We start from the raw sequence: 17,329 nt of genomic DNA on the forward strand, positions 1-17,329 counted from the left end.
TGTGTTGCTTATGGGTCTGACGGGCTGGCTTTGGTCTGGCATCAGCCAGGCGGGTTCCAATTTAGATATCAATCTGACCGCCAGTATTGTTAACAGCACTTGCAAACTCAGTCTGGAAAATGGGGGGGAAGTCTACCTCCCCAACGTCACGCGGGCATGGTTTTATAATAGCGACGGCAGCAGTAAATATGCGCCTACCGACGAGGCGGGTGGCACGCCTTTTAACGTGCGTCTCGAAGACTGTGCAGATAACGGTAGCATCAAGCAATTGATATTCAGCTTTACGCCGCAATCCGGTTTTTGGAGCAATCAAAACCAGGTATTCAAAAATGATGCCACGACAGGTGCGGCACAAAATGTTGGTATCGTCATTTTCTCTGCGGACCATAAAACTAACGTCTTAAACAGCGATGGCAGTTCTAACGTGATTTACGACGTCAGCGGGAAAAGTAGTTCTCTGTATTTAACGGATTATCAGTTTTACGCGCGCTATCAGAATACGGGCGCAGTTGTCAGCGGCGTTGTCACCAGTAACGTGCTGGTGGATGTGAACTACGAATAAAAGGAATTATTGATGAGACTGAAACACTTTTGGCTCGCGCTTATCGCAATTGGTGCATCGGGCGCAGCGCATGCCGCCATGGAGTGTAAATTTAATGACGGCAACACCCGGACAATTATGCCGGGCATGTCAACGATGATCGTCCCGCTTCCGCCAGGAACCATTTCGGTCCCCACACAGATCAGCCCCACGATCCTTCTTGAATTTGACACGCCTCTGCAGTCCTCCTGTAACGTTGGTAACGACGGTGAAAGTGTCTGGCAAATGACCGATAACGCATTGCTGTGGGGAAACGTAAACGGTCACGCAACGTTTCGCACCAACGTGGAGGGAATTTACTACACCCTGGCGATTTACCCGGACGCCAATACCGTCACTGCGTGGTTTCCCCCGCAAGCGGGCAGTTACTATGAAACAGGCGATGCGAATAACGACGAGGGCGTCGTCAATGCCAGATACTGGCACGCCCGGATGGATATTTATCAGGACCCCACATTTAAAGGGCTTCCTACAAACGTGGAGTTTTTAACGGCAGCAGGCGGCATGCTAGGGCATGCGGTGATTGGCGACCCTCATACCGGAACCGAGAGCGATCACCCCCGCGTGCCGATCAATATCAATGATATGTCGTTCCAGCTCCCGCTGCATGCACCTTCCTGCGTGCTTCGTGCGCCGACCACCGTAGACCTTGGGGACTGGTATCGCTCCGATCTGGAAAACGATAACACAACAGAGGTGTCGTTTAAAATTGAGGGTTCCTGCGCAAACGTCATTGAGGTCGATGCGAAAGTGGTATCGGAACACACCACGTCAGATGGGGCATTATTTACCAATTCCATTTCCAGTAATTCCAGCGTTACCGCGGCAAAAGGTGTAGGTGTAAAACTGCGCACTCCCGCATATTCACAGATCCACAATAACCAGTCAGAGACTATCGCTGCGGGCAACCCGATAGGTGCGCCTGTTTATCAGGTTAGCGCCACTTATAACGCAAAGCTGGTGAAAACCAACACCGAAGCCGTAACGCCTGGCGTTTTCGGAACGACCATCACCTTCCAGGTGACCTACCAGTAAATTACCCCTGCGGCTGGTTGCTGATCAGCCGCGACATGGTCTCCAACGAATCCGTGCGCAGAATATACAGCCTTTTGAGCAACATCGGGTTATCGCCAGGCTTCACCTTCCCTCTCACCGTGGTGACCGCCAGATGGAAACCAGCGTCTTTTGCTGCTTTGATCGCGGTCGCGTTATAGCCGCCAAAGGGATAAGAAAGATAAAACACGTGCGGAGTAAACTGTGCGAGCGCACGCCGCGAGCGTTTAAAATCAAACAGAATATTATGGTAGCTGTGGCTATATAAAATCGGGCGACGATGCCCGTCCACCCGATGTAAAAAGTGGGTATGTGACTGAAAATCAAAAACATCGCTTATCTTGCGCAATTCGGACACGCTCATAAATTGCAGCGTTCTGGGATTCCATTTTTGCGGATGGCGCTTAATACGCGATGAGATAATAAATGCCGTCGCTTTCATACCGTACTGCTTTAATACCGGATACGCATAGCGACTCACCGATTTAAGGCCATCGTCAAAGGTGATAGCCACCGCGCGCGCCGGGAAATTAGCGCGGTTATGGATGTAATCCTCCAGTTGGTACATCGTCAACGTGGCATAGCCGCGATCGCGAAGCCAGGTCATTTGATTGCTGAATGCCCGAACCGAAGTCGTGGTGGACGTATGGCGAAAACGGGTATTCTCTTCATCACGTAAGATGTGATGATAGGTCAAAATCGGAATGCCGTTGTCTTCCTGCGCATCCATGGCGCTGACATAAGCCAGCCTGTCGCCAATACGGATCTGATACCAGGTTTGATGTAGCCTGCCTTTCAGCTTGCTAATAATGGGGTAACGCAAATTATCCACTAATACGCCAAACGGGGCGCTACTGATGTCCGGCGCGTTATACACCGGCGTGTCCTTCCAGGTCACCAGATTCTGATTGCTGAGCGGCTTGTTAAGATCGCCCAGCCCATCTTCCACTTTTTGTTTTCCCTGCACGGATTCCAGATGGCCTTTATCGATAAACCCCTCGCCGAAGCCGAATTTAAAGGCATAATAATCAGCCGCAACAGGCGTTACGGAAAGAATTTGTCCGGCGCGGATATTCCCTACGGTCACCATTTTATCGCCAATCTGCGACCAGATGGCGGCGTCTTTCGTCGTTTGCATATAACGAGCGGGCAAGGCAGCCAACACATTACCGGAGAAAAAGAACAGCAAGATAAGGACAACGCGCATAACCATATATCATAACCGAGGCGAAAAAACGCCGTTATTGTAGCAAAAGCGTCGTCAATGGTATTGATCAAAACTCATACAAATCATGCAGCAATACAAAAGGCGGATTTTTCTGCTGCTGATGCCAGAGACTGGTGACATCCGGTGCGCCAAGCGCGACAATCTGGTCGCGAAATGCTGAACTGCTCATCGACTCTCGCAAAGGAAGCATTTCCTCTATCAATGAATAGCTGACACCTGAAATAACTTCACATTGAGAATGTTTATGGCTCATCAGCGACGCTACACGATAAGGCGCCGCGCCGGAAATGTCGGTTAAAAATATCACGCCTTCACCGGAGTCGGTGGCATGGAGGGCATCACACATCATACGGCTCAGCATGTTTGAGCTCAGGCCGCGCCAAAAATTGACCGCCCGGCATTGCGCCAACGGACCATTTTTTCTCTCCAGGCGATCAAGCATATCCTGTGCGCGATCGTCATGGCAGGTAATCACCCAACCTAACATAGCCTACCTCCTTAGCAGTCAAGTAGTTTATCAGGGTTACCAATCAGGAATGATGACAGCCGTCAAAAGTCTCCTCTTCCCTCCTGGAGAAGAGGAGAATCGTATCAGCTACGCAAACCGCGCCCACGCTGGATCAGCGACCAGCACAGCAGGTAGAAAGCGGCGATAAAGATCACCAGTACACCAAATGTGGTCACCAGCGGCACATCATGGATACCCAGGAAGCCGTAGCGGAAGCCGCTGATCATGTAGACGATCGGGTTCAGGTGCGACAACCCTTGCCAGAACGGCGGCAGCAGCGTCAGCGAGTAAAATACCCCGCCGAGGTAGGTTAGCGGCGTCAGCACAAAGGTCGGGATCAGGCTGATATCGTCAAAGGTTTTCGCAAACACGGCGTTCAGCAGTCCGGCCAGCGAGAACAGAATCGCGGTCAGAATCAGCGTTAGCGCGACAAATACCCAGGAATGCACCTGGAAAGGCACGAAAAAGAGCGAAATCGCCGTCACCAGAATCCCCACGCACAGCCCGCGCGCCACGCCGCCTCCGACAAATCCGGCGATAATCACGTGCGTTGGTACCGGCGCGACCAGCAGTTCCTCAATATTGCGCTGAAACTTGGCGCTAAAAAATGACGACGCGACATTCGCGTAGGAGTTAGTAATGACCGCCATCATAATCAGGCCCGGCACAATAAATTGCATATAGCTAAAACCATGCATTTCGCCGATGCGCGAACCGATCAGGTTACCGAAAATAATAAAATAGAGCGTCATCGTGATGACAGGCGGCACCAGAGTTTGCACCCAGATCCGCATAAAGCGGTGGATCTCTTTCGCCCAGATGCTTTTAAGGGCAACCCAGTAAAGCTGCATCATGCGCGATCTCCTTGTTTTTCATGCACCAGAGACACAAACAGTTCTTCCAGACGGTTGGCTTTATTACGCATACTTAATACCTGAACCCCCTGCTCGCTCAGTTGGCTAAAAACGCTGTTAACTCCCTGCTCGCGTAACACTTCCACCTCCAGAGTCGAGGTATCCACCAGACGATATTGATAACCCGCAAGCTTAGGCAGCGGGCTTTTTGGCGCTAAATCCAGAATAAACGTCTCCGATTTCAGCTTTGAAAGCAGATTTTTCATGGAGGTATTTTCCACCAGCTCGCCGTGCTGAATAATACCGATATTGCGGCACAGCATTTCCGCCTCTTCCAGATAGTGGGTGGTGAGAATAATCGTGGTGCCTTTGGCGTTTAAGTCTTTCAGGAATCCCCACATCGAGCGACGCAACTCGATATCGACGCCCGCCGTCGGCTCGTCGAGAATCAATAGTTTAGGTTCATGCATCAATGCGCGGGCGATCATCAGGCGGCGTTTCATCCCACCGGACAGCATCCGCGCGCGTTCACTACGTTTTTCCCACAGATCGAGCTGTTTTAAATACTTTTCGCTACGTAAAACCGCCTCTTTATGTTCCACGCCGTAATAACCGGCCTGATTCACTACGATCTGTTGCACCGTTTCAAACGGGTTAAAGTTAAACTCCTGTGGCACCAGTCCAAGCTGTCGCTTGGCGTTAACCACGTCTTTTTCCAGGTCGTAACCAAAAACGTTAACGCGCCCGGACGTTTTATTAACCAATGAGCTGATAATACCGATGGTGGTCGATTTCCCTGCTCCATTTGGCCCCAGAAGCGCGTAAAAATCCCCCGCTTCGACCTGCAAATCTATGCCGCGCAGCGCCTGAACGCCGCCGGGATAGGTTTTTTTAAGTTGTTGAAGTTCCAGCGCAATGGTCATAAATTCTCACTTACTTTACGTTCTTACACTTTATATATGGTTTAAATAACTACGGAGTTGCCCTATATTAGCCCAACGCACTTATTTGGTTACAGGTCGTTAACTTCCATGAAAGACATAGATACACTCATCAGCAACAATGCACTATGGTCAAAAATGCTGGTGGAAGAGGACCCCGGATTTTTTGAGAAACTGGCGCAAGCGCAAAAACCGCGCTTTCTATGGATTGGATGTTCCGACAGCCGCGTTCCCGCAGAGCGTTTAACCGGGCTTGAACCGGGCGAATTGTTTGTTCACCGTAATGTGGCTAACCTGGTTATTCACACCGATCTGAACTGTCTCTCCGTGGTTCAGTATGCGGTAGATGTTCTGGAAGTTGAGCATATTATCATTTGCGGCCACTCCGGTTGCGGCGGTATCAAGGCTGCGGTAGAAAACCCTGAGCTGGGCTTGATTAATAACTGGCTGCTGCATATTCGCGACATCTGGCTTAAACATAGCTCGCTGTTGGGAAAAATGCCCGAAGAGCAACGTCTGGACGCGCTCTATGAATTGAACGTCATGGAGCAGGTCTATAACCTGGGGCATTCCACCATTATGCAGTCAGCGTGGAAACGCGGGCAGAATGTGACCATTCACGGCTGGGCGTACAGTATCAATGATGGCCTGCTGCGCGATCTTGACGTCACCGCCACCAACAAAAAAACGCTGGAGAACGGCTATCATAAGGGTATCTCCGCCCTAAGTCTGAAATACATTCCCCACCAATAAGCCATTAGCTATAGGCCGGATAAGTCGCTTTAGCGACGCCATCCGGCATTTCTGCGCTTACTCGTCCAGCAGCACCACTTTACCAACATACGGTAGATGGCGATAACGCTGGGCGTAGTCGATACCGTAACCGACTACAAATTCGTCCGGAATCGAAAAGCCAACGAACTCAACCGGCACGTCCACTTCGCGACGAGACGGTTTATCCAGCAGCGTACAAATCGCCAGCGATTTCGGCTCGCGCAGGCCCAGGATTTCACGGACCTTCGACAGCGTATTACCGGAATCAATAATGTCTTCGACAATCAGCACGTCTTTACCGCGAATATCCTCATCCAGATCTTTGAGGATTTTCACGTCGCGGGTGGTGGACATGCCGCTACCATAACTGGAGGCGGTCATAAAATCGACTTCATGAGGAACCTGAACTTCACGGCACAGGTCCGCCATAAACATAAATGAGCCACGCAACAGACCTACCAGCACCATTTCACTGCCGCTGTCTTTATAACGTTCGGTAATCTGACGACCCAGCTCGGCAATACGTGCTTTGATCTCCGCTTCGGGGATCATGACTTCAACAGTATGTTTCATATTTATAACCATATGATTTAAAAACAAATCACTCAATGCCGGTGACTAATAACGCCGCATTGACGCGCAAGGCACGCAGTATAACAGCAAACGTATTCATTCGCGGCATTTGATAAGAAAGCTCATTTTGTGATTACGATCACACATGTTAATTCCTATACTTAATTGCTACTAAAAAATTAACAATTTGGGATGGTGTCTTTTTATGGCAGAAAATAACGCACGATCGCCACGATTACTCGTGACGCTGACGGCCCTCTTTGCAGCACTTTGCGGGCTGTATCTTCTTATCGGAGGTGTCTGGCTGGTTGCTATTGGCGGTTCCTGGTACTACCCCATCGCGGGCCTCGTGATGCTGGTTGTGGCCGGATTGCTATGGCGCAGTAAACGTGCCGCGCTGTGGCTGTATGCCGCCCTGCTGCTGGCGACAATGATTTGGGGCGTGTGGGAAGTCGGGTTCGACTTCTGGGCGCTCACGCCGCGTAGCGATATCCTGGTGTTTTTCGGCATCTGGCTAATATTGCCGTTTGTCTGGCATCGGCTGGTGGTTCCTTCCAGCGGCGCAGTGGCGGCGCTGGTCGTGGCGCTGCTGATTAGCGGCGGCATTCTAACCTGGGCTGGCTTCAACGACCCGCAGGAGATCAACGGAACGCTTCGCGCCGACGCCACGCCCGCCACAACAAGCTCGTCGATCGCCGACGAAGACTGGCCGGCCTATGGACGTAATCAGGAAGGCCAACGCTATTCGCCGCTGAAACAGATCACTGCGGATAACGTTCACCAACTGAAAGAAGCGTGGGTCTTCCGCACCGGCGATCTGAAACAACCCAACGATCCGGGCGAAATCACCAACGAAGTGACCCCGATTAAAGTCGGCGATACGCTTTATCTGTGTACAGCTCACCAGCGTCTGTTCGCGCTGGACGCCGCCAGCGGTAAAGAGAAGTGGCATTTTGATCCTCAGTTGAAGACCGATTCGTCTTTCCAGCATGTGACCTGCCGCGGCGTCTCTTATCATGAGGCCAAAGCGGATACCGCCTCGCCGGAGGTCATCGCCGACTGTCCGCGCCGCATTATCCTTCCGGTCAATGACGGTCGCCTTTTCGCGGTGAATGCCGAAACCGGCAAGCTGTGTGAAACCTTCGCCAGCAAAGGCGTCCTGAATCTGCAAACTAATATGCCGGACACCACGCCGGGACTGTATGAACCGACGTCGCCGCCGATTATCACCGATAAAACGATTGTCATTGCCGGTTCGGTCACGGATAACTTCTCTACCCGCGAAACGTCCGGCGTTATCCGTGGTTTTGACGTTAATACCGGTAAACTACTGTGGGCCTTCGATCCGGGGGCGAAAGATCCGAACTCGATTCCAGCCGATGAGCACGCTTTTACCTTTAACTCGCCGAACTCCTGGGCGCCTGCTGCCTATGATGCGAAACTGGATCTGGTCTATCTGCCGATGGGCGTGACCACGCCGGATATCTGGGGCGGTAACCGCACGCCGGAGCAGGAACGTTATGCCAGCTCCATCCTGGCGCTGAATGCCACCACCGGGAAACTGGCCTGGAGTTATCAGACCGTCCATCACGATCTGTGGGATATGGACCTGCCGGCACAGCCGACGCTGGCGGATATTACCGTTGACGGTACCACCGTTCCGGTTATCTATGCGCCAGCGAAAACCGGTAATATCTTTGTGCTCGACAGACGTAATGGCGAGCTGGTCGTGCCCGCCCCGGAAAAACCGGTCCCACAGGGCGCGGCAAAAGGCGATTACGTCGCCAAAACTCAGCCGTTCTCTGATTTAACCTTCCGCCCGAAAAAAGATCTCTCCGGCGCGGATATGTGGGGCGCGACCATGTTCGACCAACTGGTGTGCCGCGTTATGTTCCACCAGTTGCGCTATGAAGGTATCTTCACCCCGCCGTCCGAGCAGGGGACATTGGTATTCCCTGGCAACCTGGGGATGTTTGAATGGGGCGGTATTTCCGTCGATCCAGACCGTCAGGTCGCTATCGCTAACCCGATGGCGCTGCCGTTTGTCTCGAAGCTGATCCCACGCGGCCCGGGTAATCCAATGGAGCCGCCGAAAGACGCGAAAGGTACCGGAACAGAAGCGGGTATTCAGCCACAGTACGGCGTACCGTTCGGCGTCACGCTGAATCCGTTCCTTTCGCCGTTTGGCCTGCCGTGTAAACAACCGGCCTGGGGCTATATTTCCGCGTTGGATCTGAAGACCAATGAAATCGTGTGGAAGAAACGTATAGGGACGCCGCGCGACAGTATGCCGTTCCCGATGCCGGTTCCGGTGCCGTTCAACATGGGGATGCCCATGCTCGGCGGGCCAATCTCAACCGCCGGTAACGTGCTGTTTATCGCCGCGACCGCCGACAACTACCTGCGCGCTTATAACATGAGCAACGGGGAAAAACTGTGGCAGGGACGTTTACCCGCCGGAGGCCAGGCAACGCCGATGACCTATGAGGTAAACGGTAAGCAGTACGTGGTCGTTTCTGCCGGAGGCCACGGTTCGTTTGGTACGAAGATGGGCGACTATATCGTGGCCTATGCTTTGCCTGACGACGCGAAATAACCATTAATGCCCGGCGTATGCCGGGCATTGTGCCGGGTGGCGGCTTCGCCTTACCCGGCCTGCGTCACAGACATCGGTCAGACCGTAAATCCTAACATCATCCCCGTATCTTCATGTTCTAACAGATGACAGTGCGCCATATAGGCATGTTCCTTCGGCGCGTCGTGATCGAACTTGACCAACACTTCGCTGATACCGCCCTCAACGCGTACCGTATCCTTCCAGCCCGTTCTGTGCGCCGCTGGCGCTTTGCCGTTCTCTGACAGAATACGGAACTGCGTGCCGTGAATATGGAAAGGATGCAGCATCATGTCGCCCACGCCGGAAATGACCCAACGTTCATGTCGGCCTTTTTGCGCCGCGAACATCGGTTTGTTCATATCGAAGACCTGGCCGTTGATAAAGTTAGCGTTATGGAAGTCGAATTTTCCGCCGTGATTCATATTGCCCATCGCGCCATGATTCATCCCGCTGTGATCCATGTTGCCATGATCCATTTCGCCATGCCCCATATTGCCGCCCTGCATATGCGCGTTCATGCTGTCATGATCCATGCCGCTCATCGCCTGAGCGCCATATTTCTTCATCAGCCTTTGCATCCCCATCATATCAAGACGCGGGTCCATCGACAGTTTCAGGTTGCGCACCGTCAGCCCTTCCAGCAACGGCAACGCCGGCATCGTCGTCAACGTATCCGGCAGCGTACCGGAGGCAGTAATCCGCAGCGGCTGGATACGCATCACCGGATGCGATTTATCAAACGGAGCGATCGCCATTCCCATCTGGCTGACCGGCAGCGTCACCAGATCAAAGGCTTTCCCGTCGCTGATATCCACCAGCACTTCAAAACGCTCGCCCATTAATAACGGCAGTTCGGTGACTTTCACCGGCTCCGCCAGCAGGCCGCCATCGCTGGCGATCACATAAAGCGGGCGATTATCGCTGGCGGCGATATTCAGCGAACGCGCATTACAGCCATTCAACAAGCGCAGACGTAGCCAGCCTTTCGGCGCGGAATGCTGCGGATAGATAGCGCCATTGGTCAGCAGCGTATCGCCAAACCAGCCGACGGCGGCGGTCATAATATCCAGTTGATAATCAATCTGGCCATCGGCGGAGAAACGTTTGTCCTGAATGATCACCGGCACATCGTCGATGCCCCACTGTTTCGGCAGGCGCAATTTGCGAATCTCGTCATCTTCAATCAGCACCAGTCCGGCAAGGCCCATCGCCACCTGGTGCCCGGTTTTGCCGTGTTTGTGCGGATGAATCCAGCAGGTCGCGGCGCGTTGCTGCGGCGTAAACGTCACCGTGCGGGTTCCGCCTGCGGGAATAATCCCCTGCGGGCCGCCGTCGACGATGCCCGGAATCTCCAGACCATGCCAGTGAAGCGTCGTGTCTTCGGCCAGTTGGTTATGGATATCAACGGTCACGCTTTTTCCTTTGTGAAGCTGTACCGCTGGCCCCAGCAAATTACCGTTGTAGCCCCAGGTTGTCGCGTTCTTACCGGCGAATGTGGACTGTCCGGCTTTAACAATTAACTGCATACGGTTGCTCGCATCTGCCGTTAACAGGTCAGGAATAGGCAACGCGGGACGTTCGGCGGCAAAAGCGGCGCGGCTCCACAGCGGCAGCGCTGATGCAACCCCCAGCGCCACTGAATATTTTAAGAAATCACGGCGTAACATAATCATTTCCTTATAATGAACAGGCGGGTGTCTAAGCTTAGACCCTGCCCTAACGGGAAGGTCAAGCCAGCAACACGTCTTTACCATTCCTGACAGCAATACAATAAGAATGAAAACGCCGCGACCAATCCTGATAATAAAAGTCGTCGCTACGTTCTCAGTATGCTAACGTTGACTTTCCCTGATGCCGTGGTAGAAGCAATGAAGACGTTTTTCAGACCCGTGTTGTTTGGCAGCCTGATGGCCTTATGCGCAAATAGCTATGCGCTTACTGAATCCGAAGCTGAAGATATGGCCGATTTAACGGCAGTTTTCGTTTTTCTGAAAAATGACTGTGGTTACCAAAATTTACCCAACAGTCAGATTCGCCGTGCGCTGGTCTTTTTTGCCCAGCAAAATCAGTGGGACCTGAGCAACTACGACACCTTCGATATGAAATCGTTGGGCGAAGACAGCTACCGCGATCTTAGCGGCATCGGTATCCCGGTCGCTAAAAAATGCAAAGCTCTGGCCCGCGATTCTCTGAGCCTGTTAGCCTACGTTAAATAATCCTCCGCGATCCTATTGCTGAAATAATGACCGTGCATCCACGGTCATTGTTAGCTATGATGTTGCGCCCTTTTTTTACGGGTGTTAACAATGGAGGTATCAGCCAATGGCCGAAAATACGATGTGGCATGAAACGCTACACGACCAGTTTGGTCAGTACTTTGCCGTAGACAACGTTCTGTATCATGAAAAAACCGATCACCAGGATTTAATCATCTTTGAAAACGCCGCTTTTGGCCGCGTGATGGCGCTGGACGGCGTGGTACAGACCACCGAACGCGACGAGTTTATTTATCATGAAATGATGACCCACGTCCCGCTGCTGGCGCACGGTCATGCGAAACACGTTCTGATTATCGGCGGCGGCGACGGCGCAATGCTACGTGAAGTTACCCGGCATAAAAACGTCGAAACCATCACCATGGTGGAGATCGACGCTGGCGTAGTCTCGTTTTGCCGCCAGTATTTACCCAACCACAATGCCGGCAGCTACGACGATCCGCGCTTTACGCTAGTAATCGACGACGGCGTGAATTTCGTCAATCAGACCCATCAGACCTTTGATGTGATCATTTCCGACTGTACCGATCCGATAGGCCCCGGCGAAAGCCTGTTTACCTCCGCCTTTTATGAAGGCTGTAAGCGTTGCCTGAATCCGGGCGGCATTTTTGTCGCCCAGAACGGCGTGTGCTTCCTGCAACAGGATGAAGCGCTCGACAGCCACCGCAAGCTGAGTCATTACTTCAGCGATGTCGGCTTCTACCAGGCGGCGATTCCGACCTATTACGGCGGCATCATGACCTTCGCCTGGGCGACGGACAACGATGCTCTTCGTCACCTGTCGAGCGAAATTATTCAGGCGCGTTTTCATGCCGCCGGCCTCAAATGTCGCTATTACAACCCGGCTATTCATGCCGCTGCATTTGCGCTACCGCAATATCTACATGACGCACTGTCCGCACAGTGACGTTAAGGAGGTGATAAAAATTGAAAAAGCTGAAACTGCATGGCTTTAACAATCTGACGAAAAGCCTGAGTTTTTGTATTTACGATATCTGCTACGCCAAAACCGCAGAAGAGCGCGATGGCTATATCGCCTATATCGATGAACTCTATAACGCCAACCGACTGACCGAGATCCTGTCGGAGACCTGCTCCATTATCGGCGCGAACATCCTGAACATCGCCCGTCAGGATTATGAACCCCAGGGCGCCAGCGTCACGATTCTGGTGAGCGAAGAGCCGATCGACCCGAAACTTATCGATCAAACCGAACATCCCGGCCCGCTGCCGGAAACCGTGGTGGCGCACCTCGATAAGAGCCATATCTGCGTGCATACCTATCCGGAAAGCCATCCGGAAGGCGGGCTTTGTACCTTTCGCGCCGACATCGAAGTGTCAACCTGCGGGGTGATTTCACCGCTAAAAGCGCTCAATTACCTGATCCACCAGCTAGAGTCCGATATTGTCACCATCGATTACCGCGTGCGCGGCTTTACGCGCGACGTCAACGGTATGAAGCACTTTATCGATCATGAGATTAATTCTATTCAGAATTTTATGTCGGAAGATATGAAGTCGCTGTATGACATGGTGGATGTAAACGTGTATCAGGAAAATATTTTCCATACCAAGATGCTGCTTAAAGAGTTCGATCTTAAGCACTACATGTTTCACACCAAACCGGAAGATCTCACTGAAACCGAACGCCAGGAGATCACCGCCGCGTTGTGGAAAGAGATGCGCGAGATTTACTACGGCCGCAATATTTCTGCGGTCTGATTCACCACTGGCAGCGCCTGACGGCGCTGTCACTCCGGCTGCACCAGCGTTAGCGCAAAAGCGCGCCCTTTCAGTTCAACCTGCGCTGACGGCGGCAGATTGACGTCGGTAATCACATCATTAAAGCGCTCAAGCGGCACCACATTAAAGAGCGAATGCGCGCCATACTTACTGCTGTCCGCCAGCAACACTTTGCGCTGCGCATTAGCAATAATCTCCTGTTTAAGCCCGGCCTTATCTTCCGTTGGGGTCGTCACGCCCGTTTTTACCCCCCATGAATTACAGCTCATAAACGCGATGTTCGGATACACGCTGCGCAACAGCTTACGCCCATGCTCACCGATACAGGACTGACTGCTGTCATCGATACGACCGCCGACAATCGTCACTTCAATTTGCCGGAACTCAGCTAAAAACAGCGCAATATGCAGATCGACGGTGATGACCCGCAGCGGAAGATGGGTTAAGCATTTCGCCAGCTCCATCATTGTCGTACCGGCATCCAGCACGACGGCATCGCCAGCATTGACCAGCGATGCGGCAACGCGTGCGATCGCCCGTTTTTCAGCGGGCGATCGCAGTTGTTTTTCATTGGTGGTGGGCTGGGCGGGTTCAAAACGCCGCAGCGCCACGCCGCCATGACTACGGCTGATCACGCCCTGCTCATCCAGCTTGATCAAATCGCGACGGATAGTGGCTGGCGATGCGTCAACCGCCTCAACCAGCTGTTCTACCGTAACCAGCGTATGGTTTTTCAGATACGCCACAATGAGATCCAGACGGTGTTGTCCTTTCATAACAGGGAATTATGCCAGTTGCATTGCCAGTTTGATCGATACGGCCATGCTCTCAGATTTTGCTTTTCCCGTCCAGGCGATATCAAATGCGGTGCCATGATCGGCAGAGGTCCGAATAAACGGCAGCCCCGCGGTGATATTCACGCCATCATAAAAGCCAAGCAATTTCAACGGGATATGCCCCTGGTCATGATACATCGCCACCACCATATCATACTGCCCCTCATAAGCCTGGAGAAATACAGTATCCGGCGGGCACGGCCCATAAACGTCCATACCTTTTGCGCGGGCATCGGTAATGGCTGGCGTCAGGATACGCGTCTCTTCATCGCCAAACAGGCCATTCTCGCCCGCATGAGGATTCACGCCTGCCACGGCGATACGCGGTTTAACGTAACCCACACGCTTGAGGAAAGTATCAGCAATACCAATCACCGTTTCGACACGCGTGGTACTTAACGTATCAAGGAATTTACGCAGCGCGATATGCGTTGAAACGTGAATCACTTTTAGTTTATCGGTGTAAAGTACCATCGCGTAATCGCGGCTATGGGTCAGGGTCGCGAGCAGCTCGGTATGGCCCGGATAGTTGTGCCCCGCCAGGTGCAGCGCCTCTTTATTCAGCGGCGCGGTAGCAATAGCCTGTACGTCGCCCCGTAACGCTAACTCGGTGGCGCGCTTCACGCAGCGATACGCTAAATCCCCCGCCTGCGCCTGAACTTTCCCGGCCTCCAGCGCCTCCGGCTGCGCCAGCGGCTCATCAATCACATGAATGATGCCGGGCGCAAAACGCGCTTCGGCGACCCGTTCAATGGCCCGTAACTCGACGTTCGGCGTGATGCCCTTCGCCTGTAAACGTTTCAACGTTGCGAGGCATCCAATAACCACCAGCGGCGCGCCGTTGAGACCGTCTTCGCTTAGCGCTTTAACAATAATTTCCGGCCCAATGCCCGCTGGATCGCCCATGGTAATGGCAACGGTTTTAGTCTCCACAATACATCTCCTCAATATAATAAAGCGCGTCACACAACGTACTGTCTGAACCGAATCCGCCCGCTTTGGTAATGACCGGCAGATCGTCAATTTCGCTGTTTACAAACGTTCCACAGGGAATACAGGGCGCCACCTCGCTCTGAATGCGATAACCTTCAGCGCCAAGTGCGCCGGCGACGGCGGTAGCGATATCGCCGCCGGTCAGAAACAGCCCGCCAATCCGCGCCTGCTCAATAATGTTTAACGTGACGACGCCAAGCCGCTGGCTCAGTCGCTCGCCCAATTGCTGACGGCTCATCGCGGATTTTTCGCACAACGCGTCGATTAACTGTCGATCTTCTGCGCGACGGCTGGTGCGTAAAATCGTATGTCGATGCTGACTTAACAGCGCGCAGGCCTGTTCTACGACAGACGCGATTTCCTGCTCCGCGCGATCCGACACCATGCGCGCGGCATCAATATCCACGACCTCCGCACGTCCCCGGCACAGCGCATTATCCACCTGACGTCGCGTGGCTTCACTCATCGAACCGGCTACCACCAGTACCGGCAGCCGCTGCCGGTCTTGCATAAAAAGTTCAACCGGCAACGCATTCGCCAGACCAGCTGCGCCGACGAGCAGCGGCATCGACGGTTGTTCGCACGCCGCTTGCGCAATCAACGTCAGGTCCCGCTCTTCTACCGCATCCACGACGATAATCCCTTCGCCCTCAGCCGCATAAGCCGTAAGTAAGGCGCTTAACCCGCCGCGTCGGACATCCTGCAAAAAGACTTCATACACAGGGATCTCACTTTGCAACGCCACTATCTCGGCAATGCGGGAAGAGACAATGGGCGTTTTCGGATCGCTGGCAAATTCGGTTTCCAGTAACGGGACGCCATTAACCAGACATTTTCCTTCACGCGTCGTGCGTCCAGCCGCAGGGATCGCGGCGGCGATAACGGCCAGTTTTCGCTGACTGGCGCGCATGGCCGCCGTCACTTCGGCGCCGATATTGCCGCGAAATGTGGAGTCGATTTTTTTGTACACCAGCGGCGCTGGCGATGTCTCACACCACGGGGAAAGCGCGGCATAAACGGCAGATGCCGCCTGATCTGCGGGCATCGCCCGGCTTTCGGTGTTAATGACTAACACATCGGCGCGGCGGGACGGTTTTTGCGACGCGCTCAACATGACTTCCGTTCTCGCCCCCTTCTTCGCCAACTGGACGCCGGTATCATTCGATCCGGTAAAATCATCGGCGATAACCATCATTTTCATGCGTTTTTCTCCAAAGAAGCCTGACGCGCCTGTTTTTTCGCAACCCAGGAGGTCAACACTGGCGTCAGGATTGCCGTGGTGATCACCGAGGCGGCAATCAGCGGAGCGGCAGCAGCGGCCACCTCGGCGAGCGAAGGGTCGGCCTGCGCAATAGCCAGCGGCGTCGCAACGGCATTACCCGCGGTGCTGGAGGCCGCCGCTCCGGCAATGCCAGTTCCGCCAACCAGACGATCTGCGCGAATATTAAAGAAACCGCCAACGAATGTTGTCAGCACGCCGAGCAGAATTCCGGCAAGTCCGCCTTGCAGTAACATTTCCAGGTTGATGCCCGCCCCCAGCGCAAAAGCAAAGAAAGGAATGAGCAGCGGGCCGCCTTTGGTCAAAAAATCGCGCATATGAGGATCAAGATTGCCGAGGATCATGCCGACAACCAGCGGAACCAGCACCGCCACCAGCGCCATAATGGGAATGTTCGCCATCCCTGCCGCGCCCAGCGCAATCATCGTAAAGAAAGGGCCATCATTAAGAGACAAAATAGAGATAGCGCCGACGTCGCGCTCATTGCCGAATTCGCCTACCAGCGCAGCATAAAGTCCGCCATTCGAATTGCTCATCGCCGCGATAATCGCCACGCCGCTCAGGCCAAAAATACCCTCCGCGCCGAAAAGATGCTCCACGCCCAGGCCAATGCCGATGGCGACAAGCAACTTAGTGAGCGTAATCGTCCCGCCCTGCAATAACGCCTGGGGCGCGGCTTTCACACTGATACCGGCTCCCATACACAGCAGAAAAGCGCCAATCAGCGGCGCCGCGCCGTTTTTAAATAAGGCGGTGGTAAAACCGCCGATCTCAAGCGCCTGTGGAGCGAAGGTGTTAATGACTGCGCCAATAACGAGCGGTACGACCATCATGCCGCCGGGTACGCGCTCTATTGCTTTTTTGATGTTCATGGTCTTACCGCCTGTTGCTTGTTGTGATTGAATAAAATCATAACGATTATATTCAATCAAATTAAGATCACAAACGCGTCAGATCACAGTTTTAAAATGATTAATAAAAATCAAAAAATCATTCTGCAATAAAAAAGCCGGGATACTCCCGGCTGGAATGTGTGGTGATTTCGTTTCCACT

Annotated in this window: 17 protein-coding genes; 7 read left to right on the forward strand and 10 right to left on the reverse strand. The window is 53.2% G+C overall.

Translation table 11 applies throughout. The features are described 5' to 3' along the window. The first annotated feature begins 1 nt into the window (after position 1). The gene (locus ACLD4F_RS16480) at positions 2 to 562 is read left to right on the forward strand and encodes a fimbrial-like protein (RefSeq protein WP_411010940.1); all 561 of its coding nucleotides are present in this window, start codon (positions 2 to 4) and stop codon (positions 560 to 562) included. Between the two features lie 12 nt (positions 563 to 574). After that, positions 575 to 1,636: a fimbrial protein StkG gene (locus ACLD4F_RS16485; RefSeq protein WP_411010941.1), complete on the forward strand. Its 1,062-nt coding sequence runs from the start codon at positions 575 to 577 to the stop codon at positions 1,634 to 1,636. 1 nt (position 1,637) lies between these two features. Here the strand turns inward: ACLD4F_RS16485 and ACLD4F_RS16490 are convergent, their stop codons facing one another. The 4 genes from ACLD4F_RS16490 to ACLD4F_RS16505 all read right to left on the reverse strand — a co-directional run bounded on the left by ACLD4F_RS16490 (position 1,638) and on the right by ACLD4F_RS16505 (position 5,167). After that, a complete protein-coding gene (locus ACLD4F_RS16490; protein WP_079945047.1) occupies positions 1,638 to 2,867 on the reverse strand; it encodes a polysaccharide deacetylase family protein in 1,230 nt (409 codons plus the stop codon). Positions 2,868 to 2,928: 61 nt separating this feature from the next. Beyond that, a complete protein-coding gene (locus ACLD4F_RS16495; protein WP_000901967.1) occupies positions 2,929 to 3,369 on the reverse strand; it encodes a PTS sugar transporter subunit IIA in 441 nt (146 codons plus the stop codon). 104 nt (positions 3,370 to 3,473) lie between these two features. Beyond that, positions 3,474 to 4,244: an ABC transporter permease gene (locus ACLD4F_RS16500; RefSeq protein WP_000983418.1), complete on the reverse strand. Its 771-nt coding sequence runs from the start codon at positions 4,242 to 4,244 to the stop codon at positions 3,474 to 3,476. Further along, complete coding sequence (locus tag ACLD4F_RS16505; RefSeq protein WP_001523220.1) at positions 4,241 to 5,167, reverse strand: ABC transporter ATP-binding protein; 927 nt, start codon at positions 5,165 to 5,167, stop codon at positions 4,241 to 4,243. Before ACLD4F_RS16505 ends, ACLD4F_RS16500 begins: the two co-directional genes overlap by 4 nt. Positions 5,168 to 5,275: 108 nt before the next feature. On the opposite strand from ACLD4F_RS16505, the gene can reads away from it, so the two are divergent. After that, positions 5,276 to 5,938 carry a carbonate dehydratase gene (gene can, locus ACLD4F_RS16510; RefSeq protein WP_000651590.1) on the forward strand — a complete coding sequence of 221 codons (663 nt, stop codon included), beginning with the start codon at positions 5,276 to 5,278 and terminating at the stop codon, positions 5,936 to 5,938. Positions 5,939 to 5,995: 57 nt separating this feature from the next. Here can and hpt read toward each other — a convergent pair whose 3' ends face one another. After that, positions 5,996 to 6,532 (reverse strand): hypoxanthine phosphoribosyltransferase, encoded by a 537-nt coding sequence (gene hpt, locus ACLD4F_RS16515; RefSeq protein ID WP_000683342.1) that lies wholly within the window; start codon positions 6,530 to 6,532, stop codon positions 5,996 to 5,998. A 205-nt stretch (positions 6,533 to 6,737) separates the two neighbouring features. Here hpt and ACLD4F_RS16520 point away from each other — a divergent pair, with 205 nt between their 5' ends. Continuing rightward, positions 6,738 to 9,128 (forward strand): glucose/quinate/shikimate family membrane-bound PQQ-dependent dehydrogenase, encoded by a 2,391-nt coding sequence (locus ACLD4F_RS16520; protein ID WP_411010942.1) that lies wholly within the window; start codon positions 6,738 to 6,740, stop codon positions 9,126 to 9,128. A 77-nt stretch (positions 9,129 to 9,205) separates the two neighbouring features. Here ACLD4F_RS16520 and cueO read toward each other — a convergent pair whose 3' ends face one another. Continuing rightward, positions 9,206 to 10,816 carry a multicopper oxidase CueO gene (gene cueO / locus ACLD4F_RS16525; protein ID WP_411010943.1) on the reverse strand — a complete coding sequence of 537 codons (1,611 nt, stop codon included), beginning with the start codon at positions 10,814 to 10,816 and terminating at the stop codon, positions 9,206 to 9,208. Between the two features lie 201 nt (positions 10,817 to 11,017). On the opposite strand from cueO, the gene ACLD4F_RS16530 reads away from it, so the two are divergent. The 3 genes from ACLD4F_RS16530 to speD all read left to right on the forward strand — a co-directional run bounded on the left by ACLD4F_RS16530 (position 11,018) and on the right by speD (position 13,147). Further along, positions 11,018 to 11,365, forward strand: a complete 348-nt coding sequence (locus ACLD4F_RS16530; protein WP_000846613.1) for a YacC family pilotin-like protein — start codon at positions 11,018 to 11,020, stop codon at positions 11,363 to 11,365. A gap of 106 nt (positions 11,366 to 11,471) precedes the next feature. Continuing rightward, positions 11,472 to 12,332 carry a polyamine aminopropyltransferase gene (speE, locus tag ACLD4F_RS16535; protein WP_000829968.1) on the forward strand — a complete coding sequence of 287 codons (861 nt, stop codon included), beginning with the start codon at positions 11,472 to 11,474 and terminating at the stop codon, positions 12,330 to 12,332. Between the two features lie 20 nt (positions 12,333 to 12,352). Next, the gene (speD, locus tag ACLD4F_RS16540; protein WP_000734276.1) at positions 12,353 to 13,147 is read left to right on the forward strand and encodes an adenosylmethionine decarboxylase; all 795 of its coding nucleotides are present in this window, start codon (positions 12,353 to 12,355) and stop codon (positions 13,145 to 13,147) included. A gap of 29 nt (positions 13,148 to 13,176) precedes the next feature. Here the strand turns inward: speD and ACLD4F_RS16545 are convergent, their stop codons facing one another. Genes ACLD4F_RS16545 through ACLD4F_RS16560 form a run of 4 tightly spaced genes read right to left on the reverse strand, consistent with a single transcriptional unit; the run spans position 13,177 to position 17,148 of the window. Next, the gene (locus ACLD4F_RS16545) at positions 13,177 to 13,944 is read right to left on the reverse strand and encodes a DeoR/GlpR family DNA-binding transcription regulator (protein WP_000678254.1); all 768 of its coding nucleotides are present in this window, start codon (positions 13,942 to 13,944) and stop codon (positions 13,177 to 13,179) included. A 9-nt stretch (positions 13,945 to 13,953) separates the two neighbouring features. Further along, positions 13,954 to 14,937, reverse strand: a complete 984-nt coding sequence (locus tag ACLD4F_RS16550) for a D-threonate 4-phosphate dehydrogenase (protein ID WP_000448749.1) — start codon at positions 14,935 to 14,937, stop codon at positions 13,954 to 13,956. After that, positions 14,927 to 16,198 carry a D-threonate kinase gene (dtnK, locus tag ACLD4F_RS16555; protein ID WP_175268553.1) on the reverse strand — a complete coding sequence of 424 codons (1,272 nt, stop codon included), beginning with the start codon at positions 16,196 to 16,198 and terminating at the stop codon, positions 14,927 to 14,929. The genes ACLD4F_RS16550 and dtnK overlap by 11 nt, the downstream gene beginning before the upstream one ends. Next, positions 16,195 to 17,148, reverse strand: coding sequence for a 2-keto-3-deoxygluconate permease 1 (locus tag ACLD4F_RS16560; RefSeq protein WP_001022089.1), 954 nt, complete (start codon positions 17,146 to 17,148; stop codon positions 16,195 to 16,197). The genes dtnK and ACLD4F_RS16560 overlap by 4 nt, the downstream gene beginning before the upstream one ends. Positions 17,149 to 17,329 lie beyond the last annotated feature (181 nt).

Origin of the sequence: Salmonella sp. 741265050_HSA (assembly GCF_046569445.1) — a bacterium.
GTDB classification, from domain to species: Bacteria; Pseudomonadota; Gammaproteobacteria; order Enterobacterales; family Enterobacteriaceae; genus Salmonella; species Salmonella enterica.